14 protein-coding genes are annotated in these 16,855 nt (G+C 41.8%); 4 read left to right on the top strand and 10 right to left on the bottom strand.

The window, feature by feature from the left end; translation table 11 throughout:
• Positions 1-20 precede the first annotated feature (20 nt).
• The 3 genes from H5125_RS07335 to H5125_RS07325 all read right to left on the bottom strand — a co-directional run bounded on the left by H5125_RS07335 (position 21) and on the right by H5125_RS07325 (position 3,967).
• Complete coding sequence (locus H5125_RS07335; protein WP_182743907.1) at positions 21-1,760, bottom strand: lysophospholipid acyltransferase family protein; 1,740 nt, start codon at positions 1,758-1,760, stop codon at positions 21-23.
• A gap of 13 nt (positions 1,761-1,773) precedes the next feature.
• On the bottom strand, positions 1,774-2,676 hold the full coding sequence (locus H5125_RS07330) for a UDP-2,3-diacylglucosamine diphosphatase (protein ID WP_182743906.1): 903 nt from the start codon (positions 2,674-2,676) through the stop codon (positions 1,774-1,776).
• Positions 2,677-2,935: 259 nt separating this feature from the next.
• Entirely contained in the window at positions 2,936-3,967 is a 1,032-nt protein-coding gene (locus tag H5125_RS07325) for a Glu/Leu/Phe/Val dehydrogenase dimerization domain-containing protein (protein ID WP_101086951.1), read from the bottom strand.
• Positions 3,968-4,251: 284 nt separating this feature from the next.
• Between H5125_RS07325 and H5125_RS07320 the strand changes: the two genes are divergently transcribed.
• Positions 4,252-4,692, top strand: coding sequence for a DUF4826 family protein (locus H5125_RS07320; RefSeq protein WP_101086952.1), 441 nt, complete (start codon positions 4,252-4,254; stop codon positions 4,690-4,692).
• A gap of 144 nt (positions 4,693-4,836) precedes the next feature.
• On the opposite strand, the gene H5125_RS07315 is transcribed toward H5125_RS07320, so the two are convergent.
• From H5125_RS07315 to H5125_RS07290, 6 genes are all read right to left on the bottom strand, one after another.
• Complete coding sequence (locus H5125_RS07315; RefSeq protein WP_162024353.1) at positions 4,837-5,979, bottom strand: cupin domain-containing protein; 1,143 nt, start codon at positions 5,977-5,979, stop codon at positions 4,837-4,839.
• Positions 5,980-6,072: 93 nt separating this feature from the next.
• Positions 6,073-7,443 (bottom strand): adenylosuccinate lyase, encoded by a 1,371-nt coding sequence (purB, locus tag H5125_RS07310; RefSeq protein ID WP_101086954.1) that lies wholly within the window; start codon positions 7,441-7,443, stop codon positions 6,073-6,075.
• A 39-nt stretch (positions 7,444-7,482) separates the two neighbouring features.
• Positions 7,483-8,115, bottom strand: a complete 633-nt coding sequence (hflD, locus tag H5125_RS07305) for a high frequency lysogenization protein HflD (RefSeq protein ID WP_281047853.1) — start codon at positions 8,113-8,115, stop codon at positions 7,483-7,485.
• A 3-nt stretch (positions 8,116-8,118) separates the two neighbouring features.
• Entirely contained in the window at positions 8,119-9,237 is a 1,119-nt protein-coding gene (gene mnmA / locus H5125_RS07300) for a tRNA 2-thiouridine(34) synthase MnmA (RefSeq protein WP_101086955.1), read from the bottom strand.
• 258 nt (positions 9,238-9,495) lie between these two features.
• The gene (locus tag H5125_RS07295; RefSeq protein WP_182743905.1) at positions 9,496-9,969 is read right to left on the bottom strand and encodes an NUDIX hydrolase; all 474 of its coding nucleotides are present in this window, start codon (positions 9,967-9,969) and stop codon (positions 9,496-9,498) included.
• Between the two features lie 32 nt (positions 9,970-10,001).
• Positions 10,002-10,697, bottom strand: coding sequence for a pseudouridine synthase (locus H5125_RS07290; RefSeq protein ID WP_101086957.1), 696 nt, complete (start codon positions 10,695-10,697; stop codon positions 10,002-10,004).
• 380 nt (positions 10,698-11,077) lie between these two features.
• Here H5125_RS07290 and H5125_RS07285 point away from each other — a divergent pair, with 380 nt between their 5' ends.
• The gene (locus tag H5125_RS07285) at positions 11,078-13,303 is read left to right on the top strand and encodes an NADP-dependent isocitrate dehydrogenase (protein ID WP_101086958.1); all 2,226 of its coding nucleotides are present in this window, start codon (positions 11,078-11,080) and stop codon (positions 13,301-13,303) included.
• Positions 13,304-13,458: 155 nt separating this feature from the next.
• Here H5125_RS07285 and cspD read toward each other — a convergent pair whose 3' ends face one another.
• Positions 13,459-13,665, bottom strand: a complete 207-nt coding sequence (gene cspD / locus H5125_RS07280) for a cold shock domain-containing protein CspD (RefSeq protein WP_011637711.1) — start codon at positions 13,663-13,665, stop codon at positions 13,459-13,461.
• A 196-nt stretch (positions 13,666-13,861) separates the two neighbouring features.
• On the opposite strand from cspD, the gene clpS reads away from it, so the two are divergent.
• Positions 13,862-14,170, top strand: a complete 309-nt coding sequence (gene clpS / locus H5125_RS07275; protein WP_101086959.1) for an ATP-dependent Clp protease adapter ClpS — start codon at positions 13,862-13,864, stop codon at positions 14,168-14,170.
• Between the two features lie 42 nt (positions 14,171-14,212).
• Positions 14,213-16,471 (top strand): ATP-dependent Clp protease ATP-binding subunit ClpA, encoded by a 2,259-nt coding sequence (gene clpA / locus H5125_RS07270; protein ID WP_101086960.1) that lies wholly within the window; start codon positions 14,213-14,215, stop codon positions 16,469-16,471.
• The last annotated feature ends 384 nt before the right edge of the window (positions 16,472-16,855 follow it).

Here is a 16,855-nt window from a genome sequence, read left to right as displayed (position 1 = left end):
CGTTATAAGCTTGTATCTGGTCAAGATGCAATTTTGTTTTCAGGTAAATGACCAGCCAAGTATTTTTGATATTTTATCGGCTTTAACTGATGAATATCGACTAACACTAAACCATCGATACAGTCACCAAACTCTGCATCAATACCAAAGTCGAGAAACTGTACGCCATTGTTGTCACACAATTCGCCATATTGCTTAAATAACGTCGGTACTGATACACCCATATTCGATAGCGTCCGTTTGAGTATTTTAAAGTTCTCAGCATAGTCATCGCCATTAAATAACTGATGCAATTGATGCTGACGTTCGTCGGTGAATTGATATGAATTAAATGAAGTCGCTAAAACGTGTTTGGTGGCAAAATGATGTTGGTAAAAAAACACCAGCATCTCTTTGGCGGGAACAGGTAGACTATCGCTTAGCGACACAGGCCCAAAGAGGTAACGATACTGTGGGTTTTTAATTAAAAACGCACCAATACCTTGCCACAAATATTCTAAACTACGGCGGCCCCAATATTTAGGTTGCACAAAGCTGCGGCCAAGTTCGAGTCCTTGGTCAAAATAGGGAGCAAACGCATCGTGGTATTCAAATAGTGATTGGCTATACAGCGCATTTTCACCAATGGATTCGTGGAGCATTTTGGCACTGGCAAAACGATAGGCACCCACAATCTCTAATTCGTCTTTATCCCATAACACTAAATGAAAATAGTGATTATCATATTTATCGGTATCGCGACGTTTACCGGTACCTTCGCCCACGGCTCTGAAGGCGATTTCACGAAGCCGGCCAATCTCACGCATAATCGGACTGCTGTGAGTATGTTTGTATAAATAGATTTGTTTATTGTCTTGGGTTTTACCGAGCAATTCGCATTGTTGTAATGCTTGTTGTAGCTCACTGCGTTTTTCCGGATGAGCAATGGCATTTTGGGTAATGAATAACGGACTGCGATTTTTACCAATGCGATATAAATGATTTTTAAGCAGATTCACTTTAGTTTTAAGCGGAAAGTCTTGAGTGCTGACAACTTCTTTTGCTATTAATTGGCCAATCCGCACTGGCATAACATGATCCATTTGTTTAAACATTTCTTTGACCAGCAATAACGTCGCTAATGGTTTGTAAATCATTGAAGCACCATAAAATGTAGCGGAGTTCTTTGCATCAACATACATAGGTAAAAGCGGCGCATTACAGGCGCGAGCCATTTTTAAAAATCCGCTGTGCCAATGTAAGTCAGTGACACCCGTAGGGCGTAAACGCGATACTTCACCTGAGGGGAAAATCAATACCGCACCTTCATTTTTGAGGTGATGATGAATTTCATTTAAGTGCTGTTTCGGTGTTCCACCAGTCATGTTACGTACTGGCAATAAAATGGAATGAAGCGGTTTAATGGCCATTAGTAATTCATTGGCAACGACCTTGATGTCTGGTCTCACCTGACTAATCAGTTTGATTAATGCCAGCGCATCAAGTGAACCGATAGGGTGATTGGCGTAGATCACCACTCGACCTTCAATGGGAATATTTTCAATTTCGTTATTGGGGACGCTGTAACTGAAATTCAAACAGGCAAGAATTTGTTCAACAAAATCGACCCCGGATAAATGCGCATGTTCGTTGGCAATGTCATTACATTGCTTTTCATGAAGCAAGTAACGCAACATGGCTTTAGTCGGCACGGCTAACCAAGGTTTGTTATGCACATTTGGCAGGTTTTTTTCGACCATATTATCAACAGTAAATATCATATTTTAGCCTTATTTATGCAACGTGCTGTTTTTGGGGCGTGATGATTGATGCAGCCTCTGAACTGCCAAAATCAATCGTGTTTACTGCTGTAGCTTGCAACGTTTGTTCATCCCACTTAAGCAACTGCACATCTCCAGATTCTGTCTCTGCTATGAGAGTACAATTTTCAACCCAATCACCATCATTTGCGTAAGTGATGATGTGGTTATTAATCGTATGCTGTGATAATTCTGGCTGATGAATATGGCCACATATCACCATGTCGACTTGTTTTTTAATGGCATAGCGCAGTACGGCATCTCGGTATTGGTTAATGGCTTGCTGAGCTTTGTTGACGCGGAGTTTTATGTAGCTGGCTAGTGACCAATATGGATATCCTAGGCGGCTTCTTACTCTGTGTAACTGACGATTTAGCCACAACAACACATCATATAAATGGTCGCCTAATTTTGCGTAGGTACGACTAACACATACTTGTGAGTCAAATTGATCGCCATGAAGCATTAAAAAACGTTTACCACTCAGAGACTGATGAATATGCTGTTTAACGAGGGTAATACCTCTGAAATGACTGTCGGCATAATCTTTGAAAGCCTCATCATGATTACCTGGTATGTAAATAACTTGGGTGCCACTACTGGCCAGTTCGAGGATTTTTTGTATCACTTTATTGTGGCTGTCGGGCCAATAAACACGTTTTTTCAGTGCCCAGATATCGACAATGTCACCGACTAAATACAAGTATTGGCATTGGCTATGATTGAGGAAATGTAATAAAAAGTCTGCTTTACAATCAATGCTGCCTAGATGAACATCCGATATCCACAACGCATGAAAATGCTGAATTTTGTCACTATGCGTTAAGTGAGATAAAGGTTGCCGTTGTTGATTGCTTTTTTTGCTGTGTGAGATCATCCGTCATTCACCCTAATACACAGATTGCGTCAGTGTTGATGTAGAGTAGGGCAGTTATTTGACGCTAAGGTGAACGATTTGTTGCAACTTGATGAACCCGTCACCAGCAATATTTGGAGGGAAGAGTAATAAAAAAGGAAATGCACAGGCATTTCCTTTTAGCTTTTTTTATAATTCATGTTTATAAATTGATTTTTATAAATGCATGTTTATAAAGTTATATTAAGGGATTCAAAAGCCTTAATATAAAGCTGATTAACTATCTTGCGGCATCAATAATCGCTTTAGCCATTTCATCGGCTACAGAACCGGTAGTGCGGTTCTCGCTATCAGCACGTTCAAAAATAGTCAGCAGGGTATTGTAAATCTGCTCAACCTTGGCGGTAGAGGCTGCAGCGTCATAGTTTTTCTCAAATGACACATTGATAATTCCGCCAGCATTAATCACGTAATCTGGCGCGTATAGAATACCCATTTGCTTGAGTTTTTCACCGTGGCGAACTTCAGCTAACTGGTTATTGGCACAACCGGCAACAATGGTCGCTTTTAGTAATGGCAAGGTTGTGTCGTTAAGTGTTGCACCTAATGCACAAGGCGCATAGACATCAACATCCTGGGTATAGATATCTTGTGGAGCAACAACTGTTGCACCAAATTCGGTTGCAACACGGTCAAGCGAGGCTTGATGAATGTCGGTAACAATCAGTTCAGCGCCTGCATCATGTAAATGCTTACACAAGTAATAACCAACGTGTCCCACGCCTTGCACAGAGACTTTAATCCCCTTTAGGCTATCAATGCCGCGTTGATGTTTTACGGCGGCTTTAATGCCAAGGTACGTGCCTAACGCGGTAAGTGGCGATGGATCGCCTGATTTACCTTCAAGTCCAGCAACAAATTCAGTTTCACGACTGGCTATCATTATGTCTGATGTCGATACGCCAACGTCTTCTGCAGAATAATATTTGCCACCTAAACTGTTCACAAAGCGCCCGAATGCAAGAAATAACGCTTCGCGGTCGGTTGTTTTAGGATCGGCGATGATCACTGCTTTACCGCCACCCATGGTGAGACCGGCTAACGCATTTTTATAAGTCATTCCACGAGAAAGACGTAATACGTCTGTTAAGGCTTCATCATCCGATTGATAGTTCCACATACGACAACCACCTACGGCAGGGCCTAGGTTAGTGTTATGGACTGCAATTATGGCTTTTAAACCACTTTGTTTATCATGACAAAAGACCACTTGTTCGTGTTCATCGAACGAAACATGATTAAAAACTGCCACGTGACATCTCCGCTTGCTAGCTTGTTAAAGTAAAGTTCTCACACCTTCTGTTAATTGAGTACAAAAGGCGCAAACGACTGCTTGTTATATTTATTGCAGCACGATAGCATTTAGCGATACTCTCAACAAAGCATGATTTAGTTATTTTTGTCATTGATGTGGAAATTTAGCTTGCCACCTTACGTAAACGTAAAGTAACTTATGTTGCATCAGTGTTTTTGAGATTGAATATCAGGTTGCATTTTTGTTCTAACCTGTAATATAACAATAAGATAGGAAGTATTATGACTGAAGAAGTAGCAGAGCCGGTTGCACAGCCAACACCAGAGCCTGAGGCATTAAGACAAGAGTGGGTTCGTACTCAATTTCAAAAGGCGAACCGTTTTTTGGCTGAGAAAGGGGTGATCCCAAGTAAAGTACTTGCTGACGAAAGCCGTTATCTTGCTCCTTATTTAGCCATTTGGAAGATGGAATCGAAGCAACCTAAAAAACAAACATTTTGGGTAATGTCTGGTGATTTACCTTCGGATTATGTTGATGTGAAAGTCGCGGCAACAGCTCGTGATGCGATTAGACATTTTTCAATGATGTGGCAACTTAAAGCAGAGAACTTGCACAAGTCGGGTGTAACCAAAGATCCTACTCAACTTAAGTTTGCACAATTATTGGTGTCGCGAGCAGAAAGCTTATATAAAATGAATCAAGATGAGAAACTGTGGGGGTAATGCCCTAAGCCACTAGTAACTTGACGTAATAAACATAAAAAAGGCACTCACAGTGCCTTTTTTTATTATCTTGAGCTTGATGGATCATATCGATGAGCTCTTGTTGATAGCCGCCATCAAGCTCAGTGACTTATATGCTAATGATTACTCGCAATCGTCTTCGGCTAAATAGAATAACCCTTGATTGAGTAATTCGGTTAGAACATCCATTGCCGCTGGGTTGGCTGTGAATAAACCAGCCTCTTCAGGCGTGATCCTTACCTGGTTAGCCAATAGTTGTAACATGTCATTTGTAACATTAGTAAAGGTGTACACTTCACCATTAATAAACAAACGCTGCTCATTATCATTTTCTAACTGCAATACTTTCAAACCACCAATGCGTTGAATTATCGCGCCTTGCTCAATCGCTTCCAATAACTCATCGGCCGTTAATGGCTCTTCGCCTTCACAGATATCAAGTTCGAAACGATTTTGACTCAGTAGCTTACCTAGCATGGTTTGATAGCTGGCTGGATCTTGAGCCAATTGGGTCAATAAATCCATAATACCCTGCTGGTGTGATTGGCTAATCATCCCTGGTGTTGCTGGCTCATCCACAGAATTAAAACGTTTTTGGCCTTGGTTGCTGTCGATTAAACTATCCGCGAGTTCAGTTAATAATTCTTGTTGGCTAGGCGCTCTAAAACCAATCGAATATGACAAGGCGAGCGATAGTGTTTCGCCGCAATGTGGGTATCCTGGTGGAATGTAGAGCACGTCGCCTTTTTGCAATACCACATCGATAATCGGTTCAAAGTCGTCAACTAGCGGTGAGTTAGGGTTATCGCCGCGACGCTTATGTTGACCTTTGTCGCCCACTTTCCAACGACGTTCGCCATCGCCTTGAATGATAAACACATCGTAGTTATCGATATGCGGCCCAACACCACCACCTGGCGTGGCAAATGATGCCATTAGGTCATCAAAGCGCCAGTCTGGTAAAAATCGAAATGCTTCGACTAAAGCCTGTGAGTCAGGGTACCAATGGTTGACGGCTTGAACTAATAGCTGCCAGTTGTCTTCACCAAATTGGTCATAGTCTTCAAATGGACCTTGGACTACGTCCCAGTCATCACCTTTTGTGACCACAACGCGTGATGATATTTCTTCTTCACAGGCTAGGCCGGCAAGTTCATCTGCTGCGATAGGATCTTCAAAGTCGATAAAAGCCTGTTTGATAACAAGTGGTTTTTGCTGCCAATGCTGTTTAATAAAGGCTTGGGTATCAATATTTAATGTGTACATCATTGACCTCAGGTCGAGATAATTAACGAGTGGTAATACAATAAAAAAGCGGCCACATATGCGACCGCTAATGTTATGTATAAGCTTATAAGACTATTTTAGCTCATCAACAAAGGCTTCTGCGCGGCCAATGTAGTTTGCTGGGGTCATCTTTTTCAATTCAATTTTTACGTGTTCTGGTAATTCAAGACCATCGATGAATACTGCAAGTTGTGCAGCATCAATACGTTTGCCACGCGTCAGTTCTTTTAACTTCTCATACGGTTTTTCAATACCGTAACGACGCATTACGGTTTGTACTGGCTCTGCCAATACTTCCCAGTTTTTGTCTAATTCAGCTAAAAGTTGTGCTTCATTCACTTCTAACTTGCTAATGCCTTTCAAGGTTGCTTGATATGCAATTAACGAGTGAGCCATACCAACGCCTAAGTTACGCAACACGGTTGAGTCAGTTAGGTCACGTTGCCATCTTGAAACGGGTAATTTAGCAGCTAAGTGCTGCATTAGCGCGTTAGCGATACCTAAGTTACCTTCCGAGTTTTCAAAATCAATTGGATTGACTTTGTGCGGCATCGTTGATGAACCAATTTCGCCTGCGATAGTGCGCTGCTTAAAGTGGCCTAGTGCAACATAACCCCAAATATCACGATCAAAATCGATTAGGATGGTGTTGAAACGAGCAATGGCATCGAACAATTCAGCAATGTAATCATGTGGCTCAATCTGAGTGGTATACGCGTTCCAATTAATGCCAAGGCTGGTGACAAAACGCTGTGACAACTCATGCCAGTTTACTTCTGGGTATGCAGAGATGTGTGCGTTGTAGTTACCGACTGCACCGTTAATTTTACCCATAATTTCAACAGCGTTGATTTGGTTTAATTGACGATCTAAACGTACTGCAACGTTAGCCATCTCTTTACCAAGTGTAGATGGTGATGCTGGTTGGCCGTGGGTGCGTGACATTAACGGCACGCTTTTATTGTCATGCGCTAATTTTTTGATCGCATCAATAATCTGCTGACAATGCGGCACTAGCACTTGTTCACGCGCTTCTTTTAACATTAAGCCATGAGATAAGTTGTTAATGTCTTCAGAGGTACAGGCAAAATGGACAAATTCATCAATGGCGACTAACTCGGCATTATTGGCAATTTGTTCTTTAATAAAGTACTCAACCGCTTTAACGTCGTGATTGGTGGTGCTTTCAATCGCTTTAACGCGCAGGGCGTCTTGTTCGCTAAAGTTGTCCTTGATGCTGTCTAGCACGGCAAGGGCGGTTTCGCTAAAAGGGGGAACTTCTTCAATCTCTGGGCAGCTAGATAATAGCTTTAACCAGTTGATTTCAACTTGAACACGGTACTTAGTAAGACCGAACTCGCTGAAAATCCCTCGTAATGAGGCGGTTTTACTACCATAACGACCGTCTACCGGAGAGATAGCAGTTAGTGCGGAAAGATCCATTTGAAGCTCCTTGATGAACTTTGTTGTAGGGTGATTCGATTAATTGTTATTTTGGCTTTGTTTTGCTGTATCAAATATGGCCTTACGGGCAAACACTAAATGGCGGCGTTTGCCACCTAATTGGCGCCATAATACTGCACTGCGCATTGCAGCAAGCAGTAACGCACGAATTTTGTTTTGCACCTGAGGCTGTTTTAAGCAATCGGGATTACCTGATATTTGTAATTTAGGGCCTAATTCACTGATGATATCACTGTAAATACTGGCAAAATTGGCAAGTACTTGTTCATCGGTAATCGCAAAATGTGCCAGTTGGCGATGCACTTGATTGATGCGCTCTGCCAGCATACCCAAACCATTGGGCGAGCGGGCAAGCTTACGTTCAAGCGCTAATACGCCAACTAAGTAACGAGTGGTTTCGACATCTTTGTTACTGCCATCGCCGAGCTGATTTTGAATCAGTTGGTAGCCATTATCTAAAATGGCTTTATCTTGATAGACCTCAACTGTCGATTCAGGCTCTGTGACTAAAATAGTATTAAGCGTAGCAGCTAAGGCGTCTTTGTCACTTTCGCCGTGGCGTGCTAAATACTGCACTTGGCCAATCGCTTGTAAAATACCCGCGAAGGCCATAGTGCGTTCAAACAAGATGTTGTCTGGAGTTTGGCTCACGGATTATCCTCGAATTAAAGTATCGATTATGCCGCCACCTAAACAGATGTCACCATCATAAAACACGGCTGATTGCCCAGGGGTCACTGCGGCAACCGCCTCATCAAACATCACTGTAATATTGTCTGCGTCATCATAGGTGAGGGTACATCCAACATCACGTTGACGATAACGGGTCTTTACCGTAATCGTGCTGTTATTGGCTGGACCTTTACGATCAACCCAATGGAGCTGATTGACAGTCATACCTGTTGACATTAAACGAGGGTGATTGCCGCCTTGCGCCACAATAAGCACATTACGGACTAAATCTTTTTCGACCACATACCATGGGTCTTCATTGCTGTTTTTCAGTCCACCAATGCCAAGGCCTTTGCGTTGTCCAAGTGTGTGGTACATCAACCCTTGATGTGTACCAATCACTTCACCTTCCGATGTTTCGATATCACCAGGTTGTGCTGGTAAATACGTTGCTAAGAAGTCAGTAAATTTACGTTCACCAATAAAGCATATGCCAGTGCTGTCTTTTTTGTCGTGAGTAATGAGTCCCAGTTTTTGGGCTATTTCGCGTACTTGATGTTTTTCAAGTTCACCGACAGGGAACAAGCTGCGGGCAACTTGTTCGTGGCTTAAGGTGTATAAGAAGTAACTTTGGTCTTTATTGCCATCAACCCCACGGAGCATTTCAACGCTGCCATCGCTATTATCACGACGACGAACATAATGGCCCATGGCGATATAATCAGCATCTAAAATGTCGTCGGCAAATTCAAGAAATGCTTTAAATTTGATTTCTTTATTACACATGATATCGGGATTAGGCGTGCGGCCTGCTTTGTATTCTGCTAAGAAGTATTCGAATACGTTATCCCAGTATTCGGCAGCAAAATTGACGGTGTGCATTTTTATACCTAGCTTGTCGCAAACCGCTTGAGCATCTTTTAAATCATCTGCTGCAGCGCAATATTCATCAGTATCGTCTTCTTCCCAGTTCTTCATAAACAGACCTTCAACTTCGTAGCCTTGCTGCATTAACAAGTAAGCTGATACTGAAGAGTCCACACCGCCGGACATGCCGACAATGACTTTTTTTCCGTTTGAAGTAGGGCTGAGTGATGTCATAAATCCTAAAAACCTTGAAGAAAGATAATGTATATATTGTGCCGCAATGCCGATGTTTCAAGGCGATTGTGCTAGATTTTTGCTAGTCGTTAACTTGAATACTATTAGTTGCGAATATCGCAGAGATTATAGTTGCACATATCGAAGAGATTAATTGGTAAACGGTCAATTAATACGACATTTGTGCGGCGCGTATTCTATCACGCATTCGCTTAATGGGCTATCTTGAGGCACATACAAATAGCCTAATACAAGCCATTAAAAATAATCGACATTGAGCAACGATAACGGCGTGTGCTGTGCGGAATGGTTTTTATCCGTTTGTTGTAAAAAATCTTCAATACTTTTTAGCACTAATGGGCTACGAAGCTGGTTGCCAAGGGCAATGATGTCTGCAAGATTAAGCCAATGGGTAGCGGTAATGGCATTATCACCTGGTGTGGCGTGTTGTTGCTCGGCCAGCTCAATACAAAATGTATAACGAACAAAGGCTAAATCTGTAGCTGCCCGAAATTGATAGATCCCTACTAAGGCTTGTGGTGTCAGATCAAGTCCCGTTTCTTCAACAATTTCACGAGCGCATGCTGCAATAATCGATTCATTGGCCTCTAAATGCCCCGCTGGTTGGTTAAATTTAACCTCACCGTTGATGCATTCTTCAACCAATAAAAATTTACCTTGGCAGTGGATCACGCAAGCTACAGTAGTATTAGGTTTATAGCGTTCAGTCATATTTCCCTCTTGTATAAAGCGTCTGCCAGCGATTACATTGCCGTGCTGATCACTTTGTATTCACCATTTGGTAAATCATCTAGACACCATTGACCTATTTTATAACGGATTAATCTTAAGGTTGGGTGACCTACATGTGCGGTCATTCTTCTGACTTGGCGATTTCGGCCTTCACAAATTTGCACTTCCAACCAGGTTGTTGGAATGGCTTTTCGCTCTCGCACCGGCGGGGTTCTTGGCCAAATATCAGGAGATGTCATTACGCAAACTTTAGCCGGTAATGTCATGCCGTCTTTTAATTCAACCCCATTACATAAGGCATTGATTGCCTCATCTGATGGTTCTCCTTCCACTTGAACCCAATAGGTTTTAAAGGTTTTTTGCGATGGCTGGGTAAGCTTTGCCTGCAATTGTCCGTCGTTGGTAAGCAATAGCAAACCTTCACTATCACGGTCTAAACGTCCTGCTGCGTAAACATCGGCTACTGGAATAAAGTCTTTTAATGTTTGTCGGCCTGCTTCATCGGTAAATTGGCACAACACGTCAAATGGCTTGTTAAATAATACGATGACGGGATTTTCAGGCCGTGGTTTTTGTGGCGGTCGCGATTTTGCCCTGCCACGATTGGCTGTCGCACTTGTTGCCTCTGAATTAACTGGTTTTGTAGACGCGCCAGTTCTGTAAGTAGATGTTTTTTTAAATTGACTGAATTTACCGATTTTTGACATAAAGGTATGGTTAACATCCTTTGCTAATACAAGTGAGTGAAAAGTGAACGAATATAAATTTATTTATGGTAGTTTACTGCGTATTCGCCCTTAGTGGAATTTGAAAATTACTAAGAATGATCTATGATGTCCGCCTAAAAATTGTGATCTGTACCTAATTTATCATTCTGAGATATCGGCTTTAACCGCTAAATCTCAGAGGTTTGAGAACAAAATATAATAATAAAGGGATAGGGGATTTCACATACTTGGCTTATAAAAAAGTGTGCCATGGTCGCTGACCACGGTTAACTTGTGCGAGTGTTATCCACCAAAGCCCGTCAAATGCTTACGCAATTTATTCTAATAAATTATAAATTTACAATAATGTAGGAAACAAAATGAAAGATAACACTCCAACGATCATATACACAGAAACCGACGAAGCACCGGCACTTGCCACGCTGTCTTTATTACCGATTATCCGCACTTTCACTAACGCTGCTGGCGTAAAAGTTGAAACGCGCGATATCTCTTTGTCAGGTCGTGTTATTGCTAACTTCCCTGAAAAGTTAACCGCAGAGCAAAAAATTGCTGATGCGCTAACCGAATTAGGCGAATTGGCTAATAAGCCAGAAGCTAACATCATTAAATTACCTAACGTTAGTGCATCCATTCCGCAGTTAAAAGCCTGTATTGCTGAACTTCAAGCAAAAGGTTATGACATTCCTAACTATCCTGATGAGCCTAAAAATGACGCAGAAGTTGAAGCTCAATCGCGTTATGATAAAATTAAAGGTAGCGCGGTAAACCCAGTATTACGTGAAGGTAACTCAGATCGTCGTGCACCAACGTCAGTGAAAAACTACGCCAAGAAAAACCCACATTCAATGGGTAAATGGGCCAGCGACTCTAAGTCTCACGTTGCTCATATGAACGAAGGCGACTTCTATGGCAGTGAGCAGTCTGTCACTCTAGCGGCAGCTGATAAAGTCAATATCGTGTTGACTCAACAAGACGGCAAAGACGTTGTATTGAAAAGCGGCTTAGCGTTATTAGCGGACGAAATTATTGACTCATCAGTGATGAGCAAAAAAGCGTTAGTGGATTTTTATGCTCGTGAAATCGAAGCTGCAAAATCTGAAGATGTTTTACTATCTTTACACCTTAAAGCGACCATGATGAAAGTGTCTGACCCAATATTATTTGGTCTTGCCGTTAAAGTGTTCTTTAAAGATGTGTTCGATAAGCACGGTAAATTATTTGCTGAGCTAGGCGTTGATGTAAACAATGGTTTTGGTGATGTTTATGCCAAAATTAGCACGTTACCAGAAGCTAAACGTAACGAAATTGAAGCAGATATTGCTGCTGTTTATGCTGCTCGTCCAGCACTTGCGATGGTTGATTCTGATAAAGGTATCACTAACTTACACGTACCTAGTGACATCATTATTGATGCATCAATGCCTGCAGCTATCCGTTCTTCGGGTAAAATGTGGGGTCCTGATGGCCAGTTACAAGACACCAAAGCAATGATCCCAGATCGTTGTTACGCTGGTGTTTATCAAGAAACGATTTCGTTCTGTAAAAAGCACGGTGCATTTGATCCAACAACTATGGGCAGCGTACCTAACGTGGGCTTAATGGCTCAAAAAGCAGAAGAATACGGCAGCCACGATAAAACCTTTGAAATTAAAGCTGCTGGTACGGTTAATGTGATTAACCAAGCCGGTGATGTGTTAATGAGCCATGACGTTGAAGCTGGCGACATTTATCGCATGTGCCAAGTGAAAGATGCGCCAATTCGCGACTGGGTAAAACTAGCCGTCAAGCGTGCACGTTTAAGTAATACACCAGCGGTATTTTGGTTAGACAGTAACCGTGCTCACGATGCTGAGTTAATTAAGAAAGTGACTCAATATCTAGCTGAGCAAGATACTGCTGGTTTAGACATTCAAATAATGACGCCAGAGGATGCAACTCGCTTTACGCTAGAGCGCATCATCAAAGGTGAAGACACTATTTCGGTAACGGGTAACGTGTTACGTGACTACTTAACCGATTTATTCCCAATTCTTGAACTGGGTACCAGTGCTAAAATGTTGTCTATCGTGCCGTTAATGAATGGCGGTGGCTTATTTGAAACAGGTGCCGGTGGTTCAGCGCCTAAGCACGTGCAACAAGTCGAAAAAGAAGGTCACTTACGTTGGGATTCATTAGGTGAGTTTTTAGCACTTGCTGCGTCTTTAGAGCATTTAAGCCAAACGACCAATAATCCTAAGGCACAAGTATTAGCAGACACCTTAGATGTGGCAATTGGTGTATTCCTTGATACCAATAAATCACCATCACGTCGTGTAGGTGAACTTGATAACCGCGGTAGTCACTTCTACCTAGCGATGTATTGGGCACAAGCATTAACTGAGCAAACGGCTGATGCAGAGCTTGCTGCACACTTTGCACCTCTAGCTAAGTCATTGGCTGCAAATGAAACGGTTATTCTTGCTGAATTGAACGGTGCACAAGGCCCAGCAGTTGATTTAGGTGGTTATTACCGTTTAGATGCAGCTAAAGCCGAACAAGCAATGCGCCCTAGTGCAACATTAAACCAGTTTGTAATTGGTTAATCTGCACAAGAGCTCTCCTAACTAGGTGTGAGTTATTCTGTTAATGAATACATCTTCAATTGAAGGTGTATTAAATTGATTGAGTTGATGTTTTTTTAGGCAATAAAAAAGACAGGGATTAAAATCCCTGTCTTTTTGTTTTATAGTCTCACCAATTAGATTGTTGGCGAGATGGCTGAAGCATGCATTCCTTTGGGGCCTTCTTCAACTTCGAAGCACACAGGTTGACCTGCTTTTAAGGTACGATAACCTTCCATTTCGATAGTTGAATAGTGCGCAAATACATCTTCGCCACCCTGATCAGGGCAAATAAACCCGAATCCTTTGGCGTTGTTGAACCATTTAACAGTTCCGTTTGCCATACTTCCACTTCCTTCTGTTGTCTACTTACCAGTAAGATAGTAAAACTTATTATCCAGCGGTCTAGTATTCGCCGCCTAACAAACAGAATGAAATTTGTACGAAAATATGTCAAGTAGTAATTAACAAAAAAACAACATTTAATTAATTTAACGATATCAAGTGGTCGGGAACCAAACGAGAGGCTAGAATTAAACAATGGCTAAATTAGGCAATGTAGAACATATTGAAGGAAAGGTTGAATCTGAACTACAACCACCCCATATGTATAAAGTGGTGCTAAACAATGATGATTACACCCCGATGGACTTTGTGGTAGAAGTATTACAACGTTTTTTTGAGAAAAATGAACAGCAAGCTGTAGATATTATGTTAGCGATCCATAACCAAGGCAAAGGATTGTGTGGTGTATTTCCATTTGGGATTGCAGAAACAAAAGTTTTTCAAGTAAATCAGTTTGCAAGAGAAAACCAACATCCGTTACTGTGTACGTTAGAGAAAGTATAAAATCGATATCTCACAGTCTGTGGTTAAATTTAGGGGGTGCTTATGCTGAACAAAGACCTGGAAGTCACCTTGAACCTAGCGTTTCAGCAAGCTAGAGATTCACGTCATGAATACATGACGGTAGAACATTTATTATTAGCGCTGATTGATAATCCTTCTGCCTACGAAGCATTAATTGCTTGTGGGGCGGATGTTAATCGTTTACGAGAAGAAGTGGCTAATTTCATTCAACAAACCACGCCCATTATTGCAGAATCAACTGAAGAACGTGAAACTCAACCCACTTTGGGATTTCAACGTGTTTTGCAACGAGCTGTATTCCATGTGCAATCGTCTGGTCGTAACGAAGTTTCTGGTGCCAATGTACTCGTCGCTATTTTTAGTGAACAAGAATCGCAAGCAGTGTATTTACTGCGTCGTTGTGATATTACCCGTTTAGATGTGGTTAATTTTATTTCTCATGGCATGTCAAAAGAAGATGATTCTGGCGAACCACAAGATCAAGAACGCATTGACGAACAATCTGAAAATCCAGAAGACCGCAGCATGTTGGCGCAGTTTGCTGCTAATTTAAATCAATTAGCCCAAGACGGCAGTATCGATCCATTAATTGGCCGTGATGCTGAAATTGAACGTGCTATTCAAACATTGTGTCGTCGCCGTAAGAATAACCCATTACTTGTGGGTGAAGCTGGGGTGGGGAAAACGGCTATTGCTGAAGGTTTAGCTTATCGTATTGTCAATAAGCAAGTGCCTGATGTTATGGCCAATGCAACGGTGTATTCGTTAGATTTAGGCTCATTATTAGCGGGCACTAAATACCGTGGTGATTTTGAAAAGCGTTTTAAAAGCTTATTAAAAGAACTCGCTGCAGATGAGCATGCCATTTTGTTTATTGATGAAATTCATACCATTATTGGTGCTGGTGCCGCTTCTGGCGGTGTGATGGATGCATCTAACTTACTTAAACCATTATTATCGAGTGGTAAGTTACGTTGCATGGGCTCAACCACATTCCAAGAATATCAAAGCATTTTCGAGAAAGATCGTGCTTTAGCGCGTCGCTTCCAAAAGATTGATATTAATGAGCCTTCAGTTGCCGAAACCACCAAAATTTTGATGGGACTTAAATCTAAGTACGAAGAATACCATGGGGTGCGTTATACCCAAGCAGCCATCAGCAGTGCGGCTATTTTATCGGCCAAACACATAAACGATCGTCATTTACCTGATAAAGCGATTGATGTGATTGACGAAGCCGGTGCGCGCATGGTGATGATGCCGCAAAGCAAACGTAAGAAGACCATTGGTCAAGCGGAAATAGAGGCCATCATTGCTAAGTTGGCGCGTATTCCTGAGAAGTCGGTATCGTCGACTGACAAGGATATGTTACGTAACCTTGAACGTAACCTTAAGATGGTAGTATTTGGTCAAGACAAAGCGATTGAGAGCCTTAGTGCTGCTATACGCTTATCGCGCAGCGGTTTAGGTTCTGAGAAAAAGCCAGTAGGCAGCTTTATGTTTGCAGGCCCGACTGGGGTAGGTAAAACAGAAGTCACTAATCAATTAGCTAATTGTCTTAACCTTAAACTGATTCGCTTTGATATGTCTGAGTACATGGAACGTCATACCGTGTCACGTTTAATCGGGGCGCCTCCAGGTTATGTGGGTTATGACCAAGGTGGTATGTTAACCGATGCTGTGATTAAAAATCCGCATTGTGTGGTGCTACTTGATGAAATTGAAAAGGCGCATCCTGATGTATTCAACTTGTTACTGCAAGTGATGGATCACGGTACTTTGACCGACAACAATGGTCGCAAAGCAGATTTCAGAAATGTCACCTTAGTGATGACCACCAACGCTGGCGTACAAGAAACTATTCGTAAATCGATTGGTTTTAGACAGCAAGATCACACTCAAGATGCCTTAGCTGAAATCAATAAAGTCTTTTCACCTGAGTTCCGTAATCGCTTAGATTCAATTGTATGGTTTAATCATTTGGATATGACCGTTATCGCCAAAGTGGTTGATAAGTTCTTAGTTGAGCTTCAGGCACAGCTAGATGATAAGCGTGTCACGCTAGATGTTAGTGATGAAGCGCGAACCTTGCTTGCAGAGAAAGGTTATGACAAGTCGATGGGCGCACGCCCAATGTCACGTGTCGTCACTGAATTGATTAAACGTCCGTTAGCGGATGAGATTCTGTTTGGTGTGCTTGAAAGAGGTGGTATTGCGCATATTGACGTTAAAGAAGGTGAGATCAATATCGATTGCGAGTCGTTAGAAAAAGTCTCGTAGGAATCAATCCATATACTTGAAAATATGCCATTAAAAAAGATGACCCATGGGTCATCTTTTTTTATGTATGTTAATTGCGCCCAATACCGTTACTTATAAATAAGCCTTCAACTCAAAGCATTTCTTACTGTTCAATTCAATGGGTATTGATAGCAAAATGGGTATTCCCTTTTTAAATCAATAAACATAGTAGTGGATCGTATGAGGTGCTTCTGCAAAACGGATTACAACCATCGCGATGCCTGGTTGAATGCTCTGATAAAGGGATACCCATTACGTTGAACATTCGTCTTGTTTGATGCGTGTTGCTTTACGTTGAATACACTTTATTTATGCAGTTTGGTATAACAACAAAAAAACCGACAGGCAGTCGGTTTTTACATT

It is taken from the genome of Shewanella sp. SR44-4 (assembly GCF_014163715.1).
GTDB lineage: Bacteria > Pseudomonadota > Gammaproteobacteria > Enterobacterales > Shewanellaceae > Shewanella.
This window is presented reverse-complemented; position numbering and strand designations above follow the sequence as displayed.

Coding starts and splice junctions, on each gene's coding strand:
- H5125_RS07335 (WP_182743907.1), bottom strand. CDS start 1,760: ATGATATTTACTGTTGATAATATGGTCGAAAAAAACCTGCCAAATGTG.
- H5125_RS07330 (WP_182743906.1), bottom strand. CDS start 2,676: ATGATCTCACACAGCAAAAAAAGCAATCAACAACGGCAACCTTTATCT.
- H5125_RS07320 (WP_101086952.1), top strand. CDS start 4,252: ATGACTGAAGAAGTAGCAGAGCCGGTTGCACAGCCAACACCAGAGCCT.
- H5125_RS07315 (WP_162024353.1), bottom strand. CDS start 5,979: ATGTACACATTAAATATTGATACCCAAGCCTTTATTAAACAGCATTGG.
- purB (WP_101086954.1), bottom strand. CDS start 7,443: ATGGATCTTTCCGCACTAACTGCTATCTCTCCGGTAGACGGTCGTTAT.
- mnmA (WP_101086955.1), bottom strand. CDS start 9,237: ATGACATCACTCAGCCCTACTTCAAACGGAAAAAAAGTCATTGTCGGC.
- H5125_RS07295 (WP_182743905.1), bottom strand. CDS start 9,969: ATGACTGAACGCTATAAACCTAATACTACTGTAGCTTGCGTGATCCAC.
- H5125_RS07290 (WP_101086957.1), bottom strand. CDS start 10,697: ATGTCAAAAATCGGTAAATTCAGTCAATTTAAAAAAACATCTACTTAC.
- H5125_RS07285 (WP_101086958.1), top strand. CDS start 11,078: ATGAAAGATAACACTCCAACGATCATATACACAGAAACCGACGAAGCA.
- cspD (WP_011637711.1), bottom strand. CDS start 13,665: ATGGCAAACGGAACTGTTAAATGGTTCAACAACGCCAAAGGATTCGGG.
- clpS (WP_101086959.1), top strand. CDS start 13,862: ATGGCTAAATTAGGCAATGTAGAACATATTGAAGGAAAGGTTGAATCT.
- clpA (WP_101086960.1), top strand. CDS start 14,213: ATGCTGAACAAAGACCTGGAAGTCACCTTGAACCTAGCGTTTCAGCAA.